Source organism: Empedobacter sp. GD03797, assembly GCF_029842105.1.
In the GTDB taxonomy this organism is placed as follows: Bacteria; Bacteroidota; Bacteroidia; order Flavobacteriales; family Weeksellaceae; genus Empedobacter; species Empedobacter falsenii_C.
In genome coordinates, this window is sequence record NZ_JAOCFS010000027.1 from 1 (window position 1) to 18,102 (window position 18,102).

The window sequence follows — 18,102 nt, forward strand, 5'->3', positions numbered from 1 at the left end:
AATAAGAAAAAAATAATAAAACTTACTTTTTTCATCTTTCAATTTGAGTTTAAAAAAGGGAAAGATCGTATTGGTCTTCCCCTAAGATTAAATACCTATTGTTTTACAGATTTGATTGATTAACAACCATCATATTACCTGCTCCCATTTGTAAACCTGTATGGGAGTGACCTAAACCTGTTTGTGTTATTATAGCTGTATTAGCAGTACCTATTTGTACGTCACTAGCTGTGTTCAAAACACCAATTTGAGTTTGAATTAATGTATTATCATCACCAATTTGTAATCCTTCAGCATTATTTAATGCTCCTAATTGTAATTGTAAAGATGAATTATTTGTACCTAACTGCATTGAACTCGCTGAATTAAGAATCCCAAATTGTAATTGAGTTGCGTCATTAAAAGCTCCAACCTGCACAACCTCTGCCTCATTCCAGCTTCCCCATTGAATTTGATTTGTAGAATTCATAAGCCCCCATTGATCATTTGTTGCCCTATTATTGGCTCCAATTTGTAATTGAGTAGAACTATTTGCCCATCCTTCTTGGTTGTTTTCAGCGTAATTATCATCACCTAATTGAGTTTGACTAGAGCTGTTAAAGAAACCTTCTTGATTACTTATTGCAACATTATTATTTCCTAATTGAGTTTGACTAGAGCTATTGAAATATCCATCTTGATTATTCAAGGCCATGTTCATATTTCCTGTTTGAGATTGAGAAGAAGAGTTAAAACCTCCATTCTGAATATCAAAACCTATATTTCCATTCCCTACTTGCAATTGAGATGAATTATTAAAATCTCCAGTTTGTAAATTAATAGCAAAATTATTATTACCAAGTTGAGTTTGACTAGAAACATTGGCATTTCCATATTGAAATGAACCTGCTGCATTTCCATTGCCTATTTGTAATTGAGAAGAAGAGTTAAAAGCTCCAACTTGCATTACATAGGCTTGATTTAAATTTCCTAACTGTATTTGTGTTGATTGATTAAATAATCCTAACTGATCAACATCTCCAAGATTACCAATTCCAAGTTGAAAAGTAGAACTAGAATTTGCTAAACCAACTTGATCTACGTATGAATAATTAAATGCTCCAATACTAGTAGTATTATTCGTATTCAACATACCATATTGATCTACATCAGCATTATTCATAAAACCTACTTGTAAAATTTCATTACTGTTTGCTATACCTACTTGGTCTACAAGAGCATTATTAACAGTTCCTAATTGGACAGTAACATCTTGATTAAACTGTCCGAATGCAACTGACGTAGCGAAAGCTGCAAAAAAAGATAAAGTAATTTTTTTCATAACTGTAATTTTATGTTTATTGATGGATTAAAATTAATAAATTATAAAGATTTAAAAATCACTACATTAGCTAAATTAATATATCACTGTATTCAGTTACATATTTTTAGGTTATCTACACAGAAGATAGTGTTTCAGATGTGTTGTTATTTTATAATACATTTTTCACAAACAGTTTAACAATAAAATAATCAACCCAATAATGGAGTATTATCTATTAATGTTTTTTTTTTATTCCTTTAAAATAACTAAAATCAATCCATCTGATAAGCTTGTGATCAAAATTGTTGGTATAAACTTTTTTTGCATAAATTACATCTTACAATATATGATAAAATCAACCTTTACTATTGAAAGTCAAACTAAAACATGTTCATTTGCTTCACTAAACTAATCAAATATGGTAGAACTAAGAATGGTGAACAACGCTATAAATGTAAGTTTTGTAATCAAACCATTGTAACAATTTATATATACAAATTCTATCTTTCAACAATAAATTGTAATATTATTCAATTAACCAAAGAAGGATTGGGAATAAGAAGTATAACTCACTATTTACAAATCTCAACTACTACTTTACTCAAACGAATTTTACAAATTGTTTCAAAAATAACTCCACCCAAACTTACAGAAGAAGACAAAGAATTTCAAGTCGATGAGCTCAGAACCTTTCACAAAAAAAGATTAAAACCTCTTTGGATTACTTGGATTAGCTATACCTTTTAATTAGAAACGCGACAAATTCATTCCTTTCATGTCGGTCATCGAACGATCTAACTATTTAAAAAACTACTTACATCAATTTTTAAGAATAATACAACGAAAATTTACACTGACAAACTGAATATCTATATATTGATTGTTCCTTCACAGAACTTAATTCAGCTATGTTTCGTTCAACGAATCATATCGAACGAAATCACTTAAGTTTACGCACTCACCTTAGACGTTTAAATTGAAAACCAATTTTTTATGACAAAAATACAGCAGTTTTATCAACTATTTTAACCATCTATTTTTGGAGTTAAGATTTTAACAAGATCAATTTATAATTATAAAGCGTAGCCATTAGAAGTCAAAAAGTGTCATTTTTTAAATTTTAGTTTAAAAAAGTGTAAATTATTTTAAAAATCTAAAAATTTATAGTTTATCCAAAAAAGTCAAAAAAGAGATCAAGTGTTCGACATTCCCTTTCAGCCGCAAAGACAAATGGTGCCTTTGGAAGACAAAGAGTACCATTTATTATTTATTCTTAAATCATATCATTTTCTTCATTATGTTTTTATAGAATTATTTTTTGAAAATCTGAAAATCAAAGTTTATTTAAAAACGTCAAAAATAAGATCAAAGGTTCGACTGAAGTACCTGTCAGCCCGCTGAAAGAGATTCTATTAATTAGAATCTCTTTTTTTGTGTATAGTTTTGAGTAATGTTCTTACTTACTTCATGTTTATTATAAAAACTTGATATAATTTGAAGGGCGAAAACCTGTATGTTCTAAAAATGCATCCGAAAAAGTCTTTCTCGAATTGAAACCTGTTTCTTCTGCCAACGCATCAATTGTGTATTTTTTGAGATTTGGTTCATCTGCAAATCGTTTCAAAAGATGATTAATTCTCAATTCGTTGATATATTGATTAAAATTTTTAGATCTCGAACGATTAATATAATTTGACACAATTGTACGATTAGCATTTAATTCTAGAACCAAGTCATTCAACGAAAATTTTGGATTTAGAAACAACTTCTGTTCTTCAAATAATTGCAAACTTTGTTCGAAATCTTCATCAATTTCAACCTCAAATTTTGTTTTTTCTACTTGATTTTCTTCCTTGATATTTGCTTCAAGTATCGTTATTTCATCAAGACATTTTTGTAAATAATTCTTCTTTTTTTGATGTTTTTGATTCATTTTATAAAAAACAATTCCACTAAAAATTAGAATTGTAACCAAACCAAAAAAAGAAGTTCTTTTAAAGTTTTGATTCTTTTCTTTCAGTAAATTTCGTTCTGTTTTCAGGAATGTATTTTCGTATTTCTCAAGATTTGGTTTCAAAATAGTATGATCAGCCACATAAAATAAACTATCAAAAGACAATAAATTGTTTACAGATAATAACTTATCTCGATTATTTCCATACTTCTCATTATATTCAACCACTCGTTCATAGGAAAGTCGCAGTTCTTCATCTAGAATTTTATATTGTTTTGAGAATTCTACAACATTTTCAAAATATTGGATTGCTTCTTTATTTCGCTTTTGTTGATATAAAATTTCACCTAAAAATTGCTCCGAAATCACATACCATTTGATATCATTTTGCTTCCAGAAAGCTTGTTGTGCTTTTTTCAATGTATTAAATGCTGAATTATAATCTTTTTTGTAAAAATCAATAATTCCTTTATTCTTCAAAGCATATTGATAATTTGCTGTATCAACAGTTTCAGACAACTCAATTTTATTGTAATAGTCGCTTTTGTTCAGATGATTTGTTTTGCTATATAAATAAGACAATTTCCCAAGAATTGAGAGATAAATGCTGAACGATTTTGGTTGCTCTTTATGCTTTTCAAAATAAGGCAAAGAAGTTTCGTACAACGTTATAGATTCGTTGGTTTCATGCAAGCTTTCTTTTGTTTTCGCAATTCCGACGAGCGAAGAATAAAATGTAAAATCATCTTTTATTTCGGTTGATAATTGTTTAGAAATAGTAAAATTTTTCAAAGCATTATTGTAATTACGCTGCTCCAAAAAATAATTTCCTTTTTCGATATAAGCTTCACTCAACACAACTTTATCATTCAATCGATAAGCTGTTGAAATCGTAGAATCAATAATTCGAAGATTTTCTTCAACCAAATCATTATTTTTTTGACGTAAAAATTCAGCTTTATCATTTTGTGTTTTTCCAAACATATTTATTGAACTGAATATGAATAGAATAACTGTGATAAATTTAAGAAACCTATTTTCTGAAATTATAAAACGTAACATATTGTATTTCTTTAATTTGAATAACATTGTAAACAATTATCATTTGACACCAAGTTGATAAAAAACATTTAAAAATATAAATTAAAATTGTTCAAACAAAAATTTTACTTCCTCTAAATGTAAGTAAAACAATAATCAACACAATTATATTATGAAATTTTTACAATTAATTCTCATTTTGATTAGTTCTTTTGCTTTTGCACAAGAAAAATATTCGATTACAGGAAATATTTCATCAGAAAATAAATCAAAAACAATTCACGCAAAAGTTATTTTATACGATGAATTTCAAAATGTTATTCAAACAATTGAAACTAAAAATTCAAATTTTAACTTTGAAAATTTAGAACCAAAAACTTATTCAATTTCAGTTATTTATGACAATAAAATTCAAGATGAAGAACCTTTTTATTTGAACGAAAATAAAACATTTTACTTAAATATTGATGAAACTGTACAAATTAATGAAGTTGTAATCAATGGAAAAAAGGAAACTTTCAAAATAGAAAATGGCAATTATACTATTGATGTCGCTAATTCAAATTTTAATAAACTTGCTACAACCAAAGAATTATTTTCAAAATTACCAAGCGTCATGTTGGGCGCAGATCAAGAAACATTGACAATTATTGGAAAAGGAAATCCTTTGTTGTATTTGGACGATCAACAAGTTGATTTTTCTACCATTTCAAGTTTAGCAATTGAGGATATAAAATCGATTGAAATCATCAAAAATCCATCTGCAAAATATGAAGCAAATGGAAGATCTGTCGTAAAAATTAACCTTAAAAAAAGTAAAAAAGAAGGTTTAAAATTCTCTTTACAGGAAACATTATCGTTCAAAAGAAAGTTCAATAATTATTTCAATTCGACTTTTCAAATTCGTAAAAACAAAAGCGAATTTAAACTGAACGCATCTTATAATCAACTAAATCCGTGGGAAGGAAATGGATTCGATTATCGCGTAAAAGACAAAAATATTCAGTCCAATTATTTCATAAAATCGCAGACTAAACGTCCACATTTTATTGTAAACACAAGCTTTTTTCAGGAATTAAATGAAACTGGAGATTATCTTTCATTCGCGATTAATTCGAATTTCAGAAAAGATAAAGGTTTGATTGATACCAAAACAGAATATTCAGAAAATAGTGAAAATCAATCTATTTTAACCTTAAATGATAATGAAAATCATCGAAATTTTGTGAATACTTTGGTGAATTATAATAAAAATATTCAATCAATTGACGCAAGTATTTTAGCAGGTTTGCAATACACGATTTATAACACAGGAACGATATATGATTTTTACAATAAGATAAATGAAAATGATATCGAATACAATCAATCGCGCTATCAAAAATATCGTCTTAAGGTTTTTGCTGGAAAATTTGATGTTGAGAAAAAGTTTGAATCTGATCAAAAGATTGAATTTGGAGGACGTTTTACGCATGCAAAATCAGAAACAACTAATCAAACGTTTTTTCCTCAAAAACCATCAGAAAAATTTCTTTACAACTTCAAAGAACTGAATCTTGCAGCCTATTTGCAATACACAAAAAACTATGAAAAATGGAATTATAAAGTTGGATTAAGAACAGAAACGACCAATTCTAACGGTTTTGATGAAATAAAACAACTTTCGGATATTGATAAAAAATACATCGATTGGTTTCCGAATGCAGAAATTAATTACACTTTTGAGAATAAAGATGCGTTGACAATTTATTACAAACGTACGATTGATAGACCGAATTACAGCACCCTTTCTTCAGGGAATTTATACGGAAGTCCTTATATTGAATACAGCGGGAATTTTAATATTTTACCTACTTACACCGACACATTTTCTGCGAATTATTCATTAAAAAAATGGAACATGAATATGACGTATTATCAAAGTAAAAATCCGATGAATTATACGTTAATTTATGATGATGAACGAAATATTTCAACATTTACAACGGTTAATTTCGAAAAAGAAGAGAATTTTTCTGTTGGCTTGGATGTTCCGTTCGAATATAAATTTTGGTCAACACAAATTAGTTTAGCTATGATTTATAGTAAAATAATTGATAAAAAAGCTGTTCTTAAAAAATCCGTTCCATATATCTATTTATACTCTAATCATAATTTCAAATTGGGAAAAGATTTCAATTTCATGGTTGATGGATATTGGCTAAGCAAACGAACAGAAGGAATTTATGATCGAAATTCTCAAGTTATCGTTAACCTTGGATTGACCAAATCATACAAAAACCTTGATTTTTCTATTCGTTTCAATGATTTATTCAAACAAATGAAATTTAGCGAAACATTGAATTATGATAAAATAAGTTCTAAAAACCTATTTTTAGTCGATTATCAAGAACTATCTGTTGGTGTTAAATATAATTTTGGCCGATTAAATAAAACCATCTCGAAAGAGAATAAAGTAAATGAAGAGGAAGGGAGAATTAGGTAATACTTTTATTTCCAAAATTCAATAAATCGTATAACTTTGCTTTCAAATTTAAAGAAATAAAATGTTTAAATTTATTCGTAAGGTTATACTTTATCTTTTTGTAGCTCATCTTGTATACATTGTTGTGTTAAAGTGGATTAATCCGCCGTTCACGATTACGCAAGTTCAGCAAGGTTTTGAACAAGGAAAATTTAAGCGCGATTATATTTCCTATGACGAAATGGGACGAAATATAAAATTGGCTGTAATTGGTTCTGAAGATCAAAAATTTCCTGTGCACAATGGATTTGATATGGATGGAATACAGGAAGCGATTGAAAAGAATAAAGAAGGTAAAAAACTTCGTGGAGGTTCTACGATTTCTCAACAAGTCGCGAAAAATGTGTTTTTGTGGCAAGGTCGTTCTTGGTTGAGAAAAGGATTGGAAGTTTATTTTACGTTTATGATCGAAAAAATTTGGGGCAAACAACGTATTTTAGAAATGTATTTGAATACTTCTGAAATGGGAATTGGTGTTTTTGGTGTTGAAGCAGCTTCTGAATATTATTTTAATAAGCCTGCTAAAGATTTAACTAAAAATGAAGCGGCTCGAATTGCAGCAGCTTTGCCTTTGCCACGAAAATATAATGTGAATCCGCCTTCGTCTTTTATCAGTAGACGCGCCAATCATATTGAGCGACAAATGCGAAATATACAAGGAAGCACTGATTTGGAAAAGGTTTTAGGAGAATAAAATAGAAAAGAGAAGTTAATAAGCTTCTCTTTTTTTATTTTTATTACTCTCTCCAATTAATTTTAACCGCAGAAATTTTATCCAATTCCAAACGGATTTCAGGAAGTAATTTGAAATCATTTTTTATGTAAAAAGCCAGAGGAGAACGATAAGGCTCTCCATTCGCTTTTGTATCTTTTTCGTGGTCGATTACCCAACCATTTAGTTCTGTCGAAAATGTTTTTAATCGATTAAGAATTTTACGTCCCAAACCAATTTGATGCAATTCGCTATCCACAATTATTGCAAACCATTTTTCATAATCTCTTTCGAAAATCACCGCCCAAGCTTGCATTTGATTGTTTTCATCTACAGCAAAAAAATGTTTAGCTTCAATCAAACTATTCAAATAATTTTCGGTATCTTGTAAACTTTCAAAAGCTAGATTAATAGGATATTCATTGTTCCAAATTTTAAAAATATAGTCTTTATGAATTTGGTTTAATGTTGTAAATGAATAGATTTCGAATGAGTTAAGTTGAGGCATAAAATGATTTCTTATTCCGCTAAATATACTAATTTATTTAGTCAAAATTTCTTTTAAAATCAAAGGTTTATCAGTTGTAATATAATCAGCTTTCATATCAATCATTTCTTGCATCACTTTTGGGTCGTTAACTGTCCAAACATTAACCAATAAGCCCAAATCTTTCGCTTCTTTCACCCAAGTAGGATTTTTCTGAAAAACGCTATAATGATAATCAATTCCATTCCAATTTCTTGCTTTTACTTCTTGAGGAGACAAATCTCCAGCTAAATAAGAAACGTGAAATTTAGGAGCTAATTTCTTGAATTCATCACAAATATTTTGACTAAATGAAATGATTTCAACTTGTTTTTCTACTTTATGTTTTTTGATGATTTCAATCGCTTTTTTTACCGCACGATCTTCATTTTCTTTTGATGAGTGAGGTTTTAATTCGAAAATTAATTTAACTTTCTTATTCTTTTTTCCTTGTTCAAAATATTCTTCTAAAGTTGGCATATTTTCGTTGTTAGCCAATTTCAAGGTTTTCAAAATCGAAGAATTAGTCATTTCTATTGCATGACCTTGAAAATTATCATCATGATTTACCATCAAAACATCATCAGCGCTGATTAAAACATCAAATTCAGAACCATAAGCACCAATTTCTTGTGCAGATTTTAAAGATTTGATCGAATTTTTTGCATTATTCTCGGTGTCCCAATAACCGCGATGAGCAATAATTTTTTGAGCATTTGCCATATTCGTAAGCATAAAAGTTGTTAAGGCAGTAAATATAAATTTTTTCATGATGAATTGTTTTTTCGAAGTAAAATTATTTTGTTTAAAGGATTTTGACGTTACCTAAAGATTAAGAAGTTGAATTTATAAAAGAATCTGTCGAAAAGCAGTAAATTTTGACTGGAATAAAATTGCGATTGCGCCGAATTTCACTTAATTTTGCACAAAGACAAACACAATGACGCAAGGAATTATTATTTTAGATTTTGGCTCGCAATACAATCAATTAATCGCGCGCCGAATTCGAGAATTTGGAGTTTACACAGAAATTATTCCCTACAACACTTCGATCGAAGAAATCAAAAAACACAATCCAAAAGGAATTATTTTATCAGGAGGACCTTCTTCAGTTTTTGGAGATGAAGCCGCTTTGGTAGATAAAGAATTATTCGAAATGGGCGTTCCTGTTTTAGGAATTTGCTACGGAATGCAATTGATTTCGCACTTATTAGGCGGAGAAGTTAAGAAAGGTGAAAAAGGTGAATATGGAAAATCTGAATTAACAGTTTTAGCTCAAAACAGTTTATTTGCAGGTGTTCCAGAACAATCTACAGTTTGGATGAGCCATTTCGACGAAGTAATGACAGCGCCAACTGGATTTACAATTTCAGGAAAATCAAACATAGATATTGCGGCAATCGCAAATGAAGATAAAAAGATTTTTGCAGTACAATTTCACCCAGAAGTAACGCATTCAGAATATGGTTCAACAATGTTAGAAAACTTTGTTTTCAATATTTGTCAGGCTGAAAAGAATTGGGTTTTAAAAGATTTTATCGAAACAGAAATTGCTCGTATAAAAGAAGTAGTTGGTGATAAAAAAGTAATTTTAGGACTTTCTGGAGGTGTTGATTCTTCTGTTGCTGCGGTTTTGATTCATCGTGCAATTGGCGATCAATTAACATGTATTTTTGTTGATACTGGTTTATTGAGAAAAGATGAAGGAAAAAAAGTAATGGAAAATTACGGAAAACACTTCAACATGAACATTAAAATGGTAGATGCTTCAGAACGTTTCTTAACAAACTTGAAAGGTATTGACGAACCAGAAGCAAAACGTAAATCAATTGGTAAAGATTTCGTGGCTGTTTTTGATGAAGAATCAAATAAATTTGAAGATGCAGCATTCTTAGCACAAGGAACTATTTATCCTGATGTAATCGAATCGCAATCGGTAAAAGGACCTTCTGCAACAATCAAATCTCACCACAATGTTGGTGGATTACCAGAAGATATGAAACTTCAATTATTAGAACCATTACGAGAATTATTCAAAGATGAAGTACGTAAAGTTGGAGTAGAATTAGGAATTCCTCGTGAATTAGTTTACCGTCATCCATTTCCAGGACCAGGTTTAGGAATTCGTGTTTTAGGTGAAGTTGACGAAGAAAAAGTACGTATTTTACAAGAAGCCGATCAAATTTTTATCGACGAGCTTTATGCACATAATTTATACGACGAAGTTTCTCAAGCTTTCGTGGTGTTATTACCTGTAAAATCTGTTGGTGTAATGGGAGACGAGCGTACTTACGAATATACGGCTGTTGTTCGTTCAGCAAATACGATCGATTTTATGACAGCAACTTGGTCTAAATTACCTTACGAATTCTTAGAATTAGTTTCGAACAGAATTATCAATGAGGTAAAAGGAATTAACCGTGTAGCCTACGATATCAGCTCAAAACCACCAGCAACTATCGAGTGGGAATAAGCTAAAAAATATATCAAAGCCAGCCAATGTGCTGGCTTTTTTTCTATGTAAACTTTAAAAAACTAAATATTAAATGGAACTTTTAAAAGAAAGAATTCTGAAGGATGGAAAAAGTTTCGATGGTGGAATTCTAAAAGTTGATAGTTTTATCAACCACCAAATGGATCCTGTTCTGATGAAAGCAATAGCGTCGGAATTTGTCCAGCGATTTTCGGATTTAAACATTAATAAAATTATTACAATCGAAGCGAGCGGCATTGCACCAGCTATTATGGTTGGATTAGAATTGAATTTGCCTGTTGTTTTTGTAAAAAAAGCTAAGCCTAAAACAATGGCAGATTTTTATGCGTCGCAAGTGTATTCATTTACGAAAGACCGAACGTACGATGTTTGCGTAAGTAGTCAATTTCTGAATGAAAATGACAATGTTATTTTTATTGATGATTTTTTAGCGAATGGAAATGCAGCGTTGGGTGTTGAAGATTTGATTAAACAATCTGGCGCAAACCTTTTGGGAATGGGTTTTATAATTGAGAAATCATTTCAAGAAGGTCGTGATCGTTTACTGAATGAAAACATCAGAGTTGAATCTTTAGTAAGATTAAAATCTTTAGGAGACAACTCAATTATTTTTGAAGAATAAAAAATATCAACCAAAAGCCAATTTATATTGGCTTTCTTTTTACTTTTAAAATACAAAAAACTTACCTTGATAATATGAAAATAAAATTACTTGCTTTAACGCTCTCTTTACTATTCCTTACAAATTGTAATTCGTACAAATCTGCGAATTCTGCATTGGTTTCTGGTAATTTTCAGCAAGCTTTTGAGCAATCTACGCAAGCTTATTTCAAAAATCCATCAGAGAAAAATGGAATCAAATATGTTCCATTAATTTTTGAAGCGTATAACAAAGGACAGCAAGAAGATGAAAATAGATTAAAACAAATCGAAACGTTGACTAATCCTTCTAAATATCAAGAAGCGTATCAAATTATTAATCGTTTGCAAGAAAGACAAAAAACGATAGCAGGAATTGATGGAAGATCGATTAGTGGAAAAACGTATAATTTCAAAACCAAAGATTATTCAGCAGCTTATAAAACGATTCAAGAAAAATATGCGCAATTTTTGTACGATGAAGGAAAATCTTTTTTAAATCAAGGAGGAAAATTGAATGCGCAAACTGCCTATCAAAAGTTTCAAGTTTTAGAAAGTGTTTATTCTAATTATAAAGATACTCGTAGTTTGATGAATACCGCTCGTACAAACGGAATGTATAAAGTTTTGGTACAATTGGTGAACAACACAGAAGTTGTTATTCCTAAACTACTAGAGAAAGATTTGTTAGATTTTAACTCATATGGATTGGATTCTAATTGGACTGAATTTTACACTGGAAAACTAAATAGCTCGTATGATTATGTGATTCAATTAAGTTTTGAGACGATAAATGTTTCGCCTGAAAGAGAAAAAATTGAGGTACATAATTTTGAGAAAAAAATTGTGGATGGTAAAGAAGAATTGGTGCAAAATGGAGTAGTGGTAAAGGATAAAGACGGAAAACCAGTGATGGTAGATCGTTATATTACGGTAAAAAGTAGATTCGAAGAAGTACAACGCATCAAAGAAGCTGCAATTACAGCGAGATATTATTTGATCGATAATCAAAAAGAGCAAGCCATCGATTCTAAAAATTTAGTTAGTCAATATATTTTTAGAGACTCTTACGGAACTTACAAAGGAGATCGACGTTCTTTGGATCGAGATTATATAAATATGATTGGTCGAAGACCAGCTCCATTTCCATCAAATGAGCAAATGATTTTTGATTGTGGACAAGATTTGAAACGCAAATTCAAGAACGAAATCATCCGTATGAAGCTTTGATAAAAAAAATGTAAAAAATTTAATCATTTTTTAAAATTCATTTTCAATAGCTTATCATATAAAACGTCTGTTTTAGCTAAAAACTTGTAAAATTAGTTTTGGTGAATTAAAAAACCTTTCTATATTTGCACAGCAATTAAGACATAGACCCATGGTGTAACGGTAGCACATCGGTTTTTGGTGCCGCTAGTTGGGGTTCGAATCCCTGTGGGTCTACAAAAGTCTTATGCCTCGATAAGCAATTGTTGAGGCATTTTTATCTAACTTAGTTAAGAAGAAAGTTGCAAAAATTGAAATAAAATTTAGTCAGACCCATGGTGTAACGGTAGCACATCGGTTTTTGGTGCCGCTAGTTGGGGTTCGAATCCCTGTGGGTCTACAATTTTTTCTTTTCAATTTTTAACATAATAATCATGGACAGACCCATGGTGTAACGGTAGCACATCGGTTTTTGGTGCCGCTAGTTGGGGTTCGAATCCCTGTGGGTCTACAGATTTTAAGCTTCAATAATTTTATTGAAGCTTTTTTTATACTATAAATTTTGTTATATTTATCATAATTGAGTTAGTAAATGACATTAGAGAACATAATTTTAGAAGCTAAAAAAGGAAAACGAAATGCTCAGAACGCAGTGATAGAGGTTTTGTGGAACAAAGTTTATCATTATGTATTTTCTAAGATTAGAAACGAAGAAGAAGCGGAAGATGTCGCTATAGAAACGTTTACAAAGGTTTTTACAAAATTGAAATTATATAACGAAGATTTTGATTTTACGACTTGGGTAATTTCTATCGCACATAATACGATGATTGATCATATCAGAAAATCTCCAAAACTGAATATTTCTCTTGATGATGAAACAAAATTTTTAGAAATTTTAGAAGATCATCCATCGCCAGAAGAACATTTGATTTTAAAACAAGATAATGACACGCTGATAAAAGCTATTGCAAAATTGAGAGAACCTTATCAAAAAATTATCGAATTGCGTTATATCGAAGATAAAACATACAAAGAGATTGCTGATGAACTCAATTTGACCTTGCCAAATGTTAAAGTTCGACTTTTAAGAGCCAAACAATTGTTAACAGAGGTGATGCAAGATAATATTTAGTAAATTTATTCGTTGAAAATTTGTTGAAGAAAACCGAACCGAAAATGAAGAAGCAAATATACCTTACAACAATTCTTATCGCAAGTTTATTCTTGACGTCTTGTGGAAGCAGCAAAGTAACTTCGTATAAAAAAACTGGTTCTAAAAAAGTGTACACTTCTTCCAAAAAAACAGAATCTACAGAGGTTTTTCGTTCTAAAAATGCTGATGATAGTGCGCCTCGTGATGTAAATAGAATTCTAAAAACGGCAAAATCTTACTTAGGAACACCTTATAAATATGGTGGAATTACGAAAACAGGCTTCGATTGTTCGGGATTGGTATATATAAGTTTTAAAGAAATGAATTTAGAATTACCTCGTCGTTCGAGCGATCAGGCAGAATATGGAAAAGAAATTACGATTGAAAATGTAAAGATTGGAGATTTGATATTTTTTAATACTTCGGGGAATTCAATTTCTCATGTAGGTATTGTAGAAAGTATTAATCATGATGGTTCAATCAGTTTTGTGCATTCATCTACTTCAAAAGGTGTTATCATTTCTTCCCTTGACGAAAATTATTGGAAAACTAGATTTGTAAAAGCGGTTAGACTTTTATAACTTGACGTGTGCTTAAAAAAAGAACTATATTATTAACTTTTCTAGGATTACTATTTTTTAGTTTATCCATAGTTGTTAATGCTCAAGAAGATAGTGTAAAAATTGATACTGTTAGAATTGAGAATAAAAATCATTCTAAGTTTAGAAAATTTTATCAAAAATTATTATTTAAGAAAAAACCAACGAGTTTTCCTATTCAGCCCAATAATGATGTGGATGATGGAAAATATCAAGGTAAAATCATTCGAAATATTTACTACAAAACACAAGATCCGTTTGGATATTCTTTGCAGGATACGACAAAAAAACCGACAAGATGGATTGAAAGAGCTGGAAATACATTGCATGGAAAATCCAAAAAATTTGTGTTGCGCCAAAATATGTTGTTAAAGCCTGGAGATAGATATGATTCTGTTAAGGCAGCGGAATCCGAGCGTTTGATTCGTACCAATCGTTCTATTCGTCGAGTAGAGATTAAGGAAGAAGCTGTGGGAAATGATTCGGTTGATTTGTATGTCAATTCAATTGATTCGTGGAGTATGTTTATCACAGGTTCGGTTTCGAGCTCGAAAGCTGGGATTCGCATTCGTGAGCGAAATTTTTTAGGTTTGGGACATGTGTTTGATAATCGTTATCGTCACAATTACAAAACAGGAAATTCGTTGTATCAATTCAATTATACGGTTCCAAATATTGCTCAAACTCGAATTATTGGGAATGTACGTTATTTCAAAAATGAAGACAATCATTATACAAAATCAATCAGTTTTGTACGACCTTTTTATTCGCCATTAGCGCATTATGCGGGTGGAGTTTCGGTTGGACAAGTGTATTTTAAAGATTCATTAGACTTCGAAAAACCTATTTTGGTTGATAATCATTTCAAATATAATTACCAAGATTATTGGTTGGCAAGAGCGTTTAGAATTGATGATGGTCATTCAGAAAATATTACCAATTTTATTGTCTCAGGGAGATTTTATGATCGATCTTATACCGAAACACCAACTCCAGAAAACGATCCTGTGAACTTTTTTTCTGACCAAACGAATTATTTAGTAGGGATAGGAATTTCTTCGAAACGATATATCAAAACAAAATATATTTTCAATTATGATATTGAAGAAGATATTGCGATAGGAAAATCATTGGGAATTATAGGAGGTATTCAAAATATTCGTCAAACTGATCGTTATTATCTCGGTGGAAAAGCATCTACTGGAGGTTTTCTGAATACTGGTTTTTGGGGATTTGGAGTTGAATTTGGAGGATTTTTTAATAAAGGAAAATTTGAACAAAAAACGCTGTCTGTAGAATTACAATATATGGCAAAATTGATAAGTTGGGGAAAATGGAAGTTTAGAAATTTCATGAAAACTAATTATCTTTTGGGACATGATCGTTTAGATTCTCCTGCGGATCAACTTTCGCTTCATGAACATGATTATTTGGGAATGGAAGGTTTCAAATCGGATAGAGGGTTAACAGGTCAACAGAAATTAATGTTCGAGTATCAATTGCAATCTTATACGCCTTACGAGTTTTTAGGATTTCGTATTTCGCCATTTTTCAATGCGATGGTTGCGGCAATTGGAGATAACAAAAAATTTATACTGAATAATAATCCAATTTATTCGCGTTTTAGTTTGGGTGTGATGTTGACAAATGATTATTTTGTGTTTAATAATATCAGGTTTTCATTGTCGTACTATCCTTCAATTCCTGGACAAGGCGATAATCTAATCAAGACAAATTTGATCGATAATAGAGATTACCAAATGATGGATTTCGACTTCTCAAAACCAAATTATATTCGTTGGAATAGGTGGGATTAAGATATAAAAAAAGCTTGAAGATTTCTTCAAGCTTTTTTTATGTCTTAATATTTTTTATTTCACTTGTCTGGAAACAATCCACGAAACCAAGCTTCCCAAACCTAAAACAGTTACAATAACTGCAACAAAGTTTTCGACAGAAAAGATAAATGGAAACGGAACAGTTGGCGAAGCCATAACCAAACCAAAATCTATTTGTAATAATCCAATAACAGAGGCGATTAATAAACCTGTTGTCATCGCAATAAAGGTGATAATAAAACCAGTTTGGAAGAAAATATTACGAATGTTTTTTCGTGATAATCCAAAACTATACATCGTCTGAATTTCTTTCTTTTTATCCAAAATCAAGATAATAATTGTTCCTGCCAAATTGAAACATGCAATGATAATGACTAACGTGAAAATCAAATAACTGATTAAATTTTCCATATTCATTACTTTCAAGAAAGCTGAATCTAAATCTTGTCTAGTTTCGATTTTATAATGAGAACCTAATGCTTTTTGAAGTTGAATTTTCACTTCGTTAAACGATTTTTTTCCAGTTGTTTTTACCTCAATTGAATAACATTGATTTTCATTTAACAACAATAATTCTTGCGCCAAACCTAAAGTCGTAAAGACGTGTTTGTCGTATTGTTCGTTCAAAATAAACACGCCAACGCTGTACGCATCTTTGCGTGTAAAAGCATCACTTTCTTGTTTTATTAAACCTGTTCCAGCTTTTGGCATCATCAAATCTGCTGGCGTTATCGGATCGATATAAAGTTGCAAACGCTCTGCAATTCCATTCGAAACAATAAAATTATCATCGCGATTAAAATCTAAATATTGTCCACCATAAATCACCGTATCTAAACGCGTAACTTTGGTAAAATTTTCGTCAACACCTTTCAAATAGGCAATATCTTGCTTTCCTTTGTAATCGATGTAGACTTTTTCTTCGATGATTTTAGAAAAAGCTTTGACATCTTTTTGTTGCTTCAATTGATCCACAACAAATGTTAAACTATCTAATACTTTTCCTTTCGAAGGAGAAATTTTAATTTCAGGATTTACATTGCTATAATACTTTAAATTCATTTTTTCTAATCCCGAAAAAACGGATAAAATAATGAACAAAGCCGCTGTAGCAACCAAAATAGCACCAACAGCAATCGATGTAATAATGTTTACAGCGTTTGTATTCGTTTTCGAAAAAATGTAGCGTTTCGCAATGTAAAGTGAAATGTTTCTCATTATAAGATTGGATTATTTCCTTCTCCTCTTAGCGCTTTGTCGATTTTATCCATTTCGTCTAACGAATTATCTAAAATGAAAATTAATTCTGGCGTAATACGCATTTGTTTAGAAGCACTTTTTGATAAAATTCCTCTAAATAATGGTGTATTAACTCTAATTTCTTTGAATATTTCGTCTTTTTGAGTACTTGGAAAAATACTTACATAGATTTTAGAAACGCTCAAATCTGGTGTTACTTTTACTTCTGTAACACTAATCAAATTTCCAGGAAATTCCTTTACAGCCCATTTTCTAAAAGCTTCTGCTAATTCTTCTTGAAATAATTTACTTACTTTTTGTTGTCTATTGCTATCCAATTCTATTCATTTTTATGAGACTGTAAAATTACTGCATTTTTTCGTGATTAAAAACATTGATGAATTGAATTAAGTTCTTTGTAAATTTGTTTTAATGAAAAAAGATATTGAAACTTCAGAAGATGTTGCTTTATTGGTGAATACGTTTTACGATAAAGTGCAAAAAGATGATGTCATTGGTTACTTTTTTTCGGAAGTTGCAAAGGTAAATTGGGACGAACATTTGCCACATATGATTCAGTTTTGGGAAACTGTTTTGTTAGGAAAAGCAACTTTTGAAGGCTGGCCAATGCGAACACATTTGGTTTTGAGTCAAAAAGAGAAATTAAAACCACACCATTTCGAGCGTTGGATTGAATTGTGGTACGGAATAATTGACGAAAAATTTGAAGGAGAAATAGCAAATGAAGCAAAAAATCGAGCAAAAATTATGCGTGATTTAATTCTTTTCAAAATTGACCAAATGGAACAAAAACAAGGATTTATTCAATAAAAAAATGCAACTTCATAAAAGTTGCATTTTTTGTATT

Annotated in this window: 15 protein-coding genes and 3 tRNA genes; 12 read left to right on the plus strand and 6 right to left on the minus strand. The window is 30.4% G+C overall.

Features of this window, described 5'->3' with window-relative positions; all coding sequences use genetic code 11:
- Nucleotides 1–103 precede the first annotated feature (103 nt).
- Together N5D90_RS14010 and N5D90_RS14015 are read right to left on the minus strand one after the other, a co-directional pair.
- The gene (locus tag N5D90_RS14010) at nucleotides 104–1,321 is read right to left on the minus strand and encodes a hypothetical protein (RefSeq protein WP_280062914.1); all 1,218 of its coding nucleotides are present in this window, start codon (nucleotides 1,319–1,321) and stop codon (nucleotides 104–106) included.
- Nucleotides 1,322–2,777: 1,456 nt separating this feature from the next.
- Nucleotides 2,778–4,241, minus strand: a complete 1,464-nt coding sequence (locus N5D90_RS14015; protein WP_280062916.1) for a helix-turn-helix domain-containing protein — start codon at nucleotides 4,239–4,241, stop codon at nucleotides 2,778–2,780.
- Between the two features lie 229 nt (nucleotides 4,242–4,470).
- Between N5D90_RS14015 and N5D90_RS14020 the strand changes: the two genes are divergently transcribed.
- Together N5D90_RS14020 and mtgA are read left to right on the plus strand one after the other, a co-directional pair.
- A complete protein-coding gene (locus N5D90_RS14020) occupies nucleotides 4,471–6,783 on the plus strand; it encodes an outer membrane beta-barrel family protein (RefSeq protein ID WP_280062917.1) in 2,313 nt (770 codons plus the stop codon).
- Nucleotides 6,784–6,844: 61 nt separating this feature from the next.
- Nucleotides 6,845–7,516 carry a monofunctional biosynthetic peptidoglycan transglycosylase gene (gene mtgA / locus N5D90_RS14025; RefSeq protein WP_115001288.1) on the plus strand — a complete coding sequence of 224 codons (672 nt, stop codon included), beginning with the start codon at nucleotides 6,845–6,847 and terminating at the stop codon, nucleotides 7,514–7,516.
- Between the two features lie 43 nt (nucleotides 7,517–7,559).
- Here the strand turns inward: mtgA and N5D90_RS14030 are convergent, their stop codons facing one another.
- Together N5D90_RS14030 and N5D90_RS14035 are read right to left on the minus strand one after the other, a co-directional pair.
- Nucleotides 7,560–8,042 (minus strand): GNAT family N-acetyltransferase, encoded by a 483-nt coding sequence (locus N5D90_RS14030; protein ID WP_115001287.1) that lies wholly within the window; start codon nucleotides 8,040–8,042, stop codon nucleotides 7,560–7,562.
- Between the two features lie 33 nt (nucleotides 8,043–8,075).
- Nucleotides 8,076–8,831, minus strand: coding sequence for a glycerophosphodiester phosphodiesterase family protein (locus N5D90_RS14035; RefSeq protein WP_280036535.1), 756 nt, complete (start codon nucleotides 8,829–8,831; stop codon nucleotides 8,076–8,078).
- Between the two features lie 169 nt (nucleotides 8,832–9,000).
- Between N5D90_RS14035 and guaA the strand changes: the two genes are divergently transcribed.
- The 9 genes from guaA to N5D90_RS14080 all read left to right on the plus strand — a co-directional run bounded on the left by guaA (nucleotide 9,001) and on the right by N5D90_RS14080 (nucleotide 15,974).
- The gene (gene guaA / locus N5D90_RS14040) at nucleotides 9,001–10,533 is read left to right on the plus strand and encodes a glutamine-hydrolyzing GMP synthase (RefSeq protein WP_180906189.1); all 1,533 of its coding nucleotides are present in this window, start codon (nucleotides 9,001–9,003) and stop codon (nucleotides 10,531–10,533) included.
- Between the two features lie 73 nt (nucleotides 10,534–10,606).
- Complete coding sequence (gene xpt, locus N5D90_RS14045) at nucleotides 10,607–11,176, plus strand: xanthine phosphoribosyltransferase (protein WP_038334617.1); 570 nt, start codon at nucleotides 10,607–10,609, stop codon at nucleotides 11,174–11,176.
- Nucleotides 11,177–11,250: 74 nt separating this feature from the next.
- A complete protein-coding gene (locus N5D90_RS14050; protein WP_280062918.1) occupies nucleotides 11,251–12,423 on the plus strand; it encodes a hypothetical protein in 1,173 nt (390 codons plus the stop codon).
- A gap of 145 nt (nucleotides 12,424–12,568) precedes the next feature.
- Nucleotides 12,569–12,639 (plus strand) — tRNA-Gln (locus N5D90_RS14055).
- Nucleotides 12,640–12,731: 92 nt separating this feature from the next.
- Nucleotides 12,732–12,802, plus strand: a tRNA-Gln gene (locus N5D90_RS14060).
- 40 nt (nucleotides 12,803–12,842) lie between these two features.
- Nucleotides 12,843–12,913 (plus strand) — tRNA-Gln (locus tag N5D90_RS14065).
- A gap of 81 nt (nucleotides 12,914–12,994) precedes the next feature.
- Complete coding sequence (locus N5D90_RS14070; protein WP_280062920.1) at nucleotides 12,995–13,537, plus strand: RNA polymerase sigma factor; 543 nt, start codon at nucleotides 12,995–12,997, stop codon at nucleotides 13,535–13,537.
- 44 nt (nucleotides 13,538–13,581) lie between these two features.
- Nucleotides 13,582–14,139, plus strand: coding sequence for a C40 family peptidase (locus N5D90_RS14075; protein ID WP_280062921.1), 558 nt, complete (start codon nucleotides 13,582–13,584; stop codon nucleotides 14,137–14,139).
- Nucleotides 14,140–14,147: 8 nt separating this feature from the next.
- Nucleotides 14,148–15,974: a hypothetical protein gene (locus N5D90_RS14080; RefSeq protein WP_280062923.1), complete on the plus strand. Its 1,827-nt coding sequence runs from the start codon at nucleotides 14,148–14,150 to the stop codon at nucleotides 15,972–15,974.
- Between the two features lie 54 nt (nucleotides 15,975–16,028).
- Here N5D90_RS14080 and N5D90_RS14085 read toward each other — a convergent pair whose 3' ends face one another.
- Together N5D90_RS14085 and rbfA are read right to left on the minus strand one after the other, a co-directional pair.
- Entirely contained in the window at nucleotides 16,029–17,213 is a 1,185-nt protein-coding gene (locus N5D90_RS14085; protein ID WP_125349036.1) for an FtsX-like permease family protein, read from the minus strand.
- Nucleotides 17,213–17,572, minus strand: coding sequence for a 30S ribosome-binding factor RbfA (rbfA, locus tag N5D90_RS14090; RefSeq protein ID WP_038334637.1), 360 nt, complete (start codon nucleotides 17,570–17,572; stop codon nucleotides 17,213–17,215). Before rbfA ends, N5D90_RS14085 begins: the two co-directional genes overlap by 1 nt.
- Before the next feature lie 94 nt (nucleotides 17,573–17,666).
- Here rbfA and N5D90_RS14095 point away from each other — a divergent pair, with 94 nt between their 5' ends.
- A complete protein-coding gene (locus tag N5D90_RS14095; RefSeq protein WP_019975256.1) occupies nucleotides 17,667–18,065 on the plus strand; it encodes a group III truncated hemoglobin in 399 nt (132 codons plus the stop codon).
- The last annotated feature ends 37 nt before the right edge of the window (nucleotides 18,066–18,102 follow it).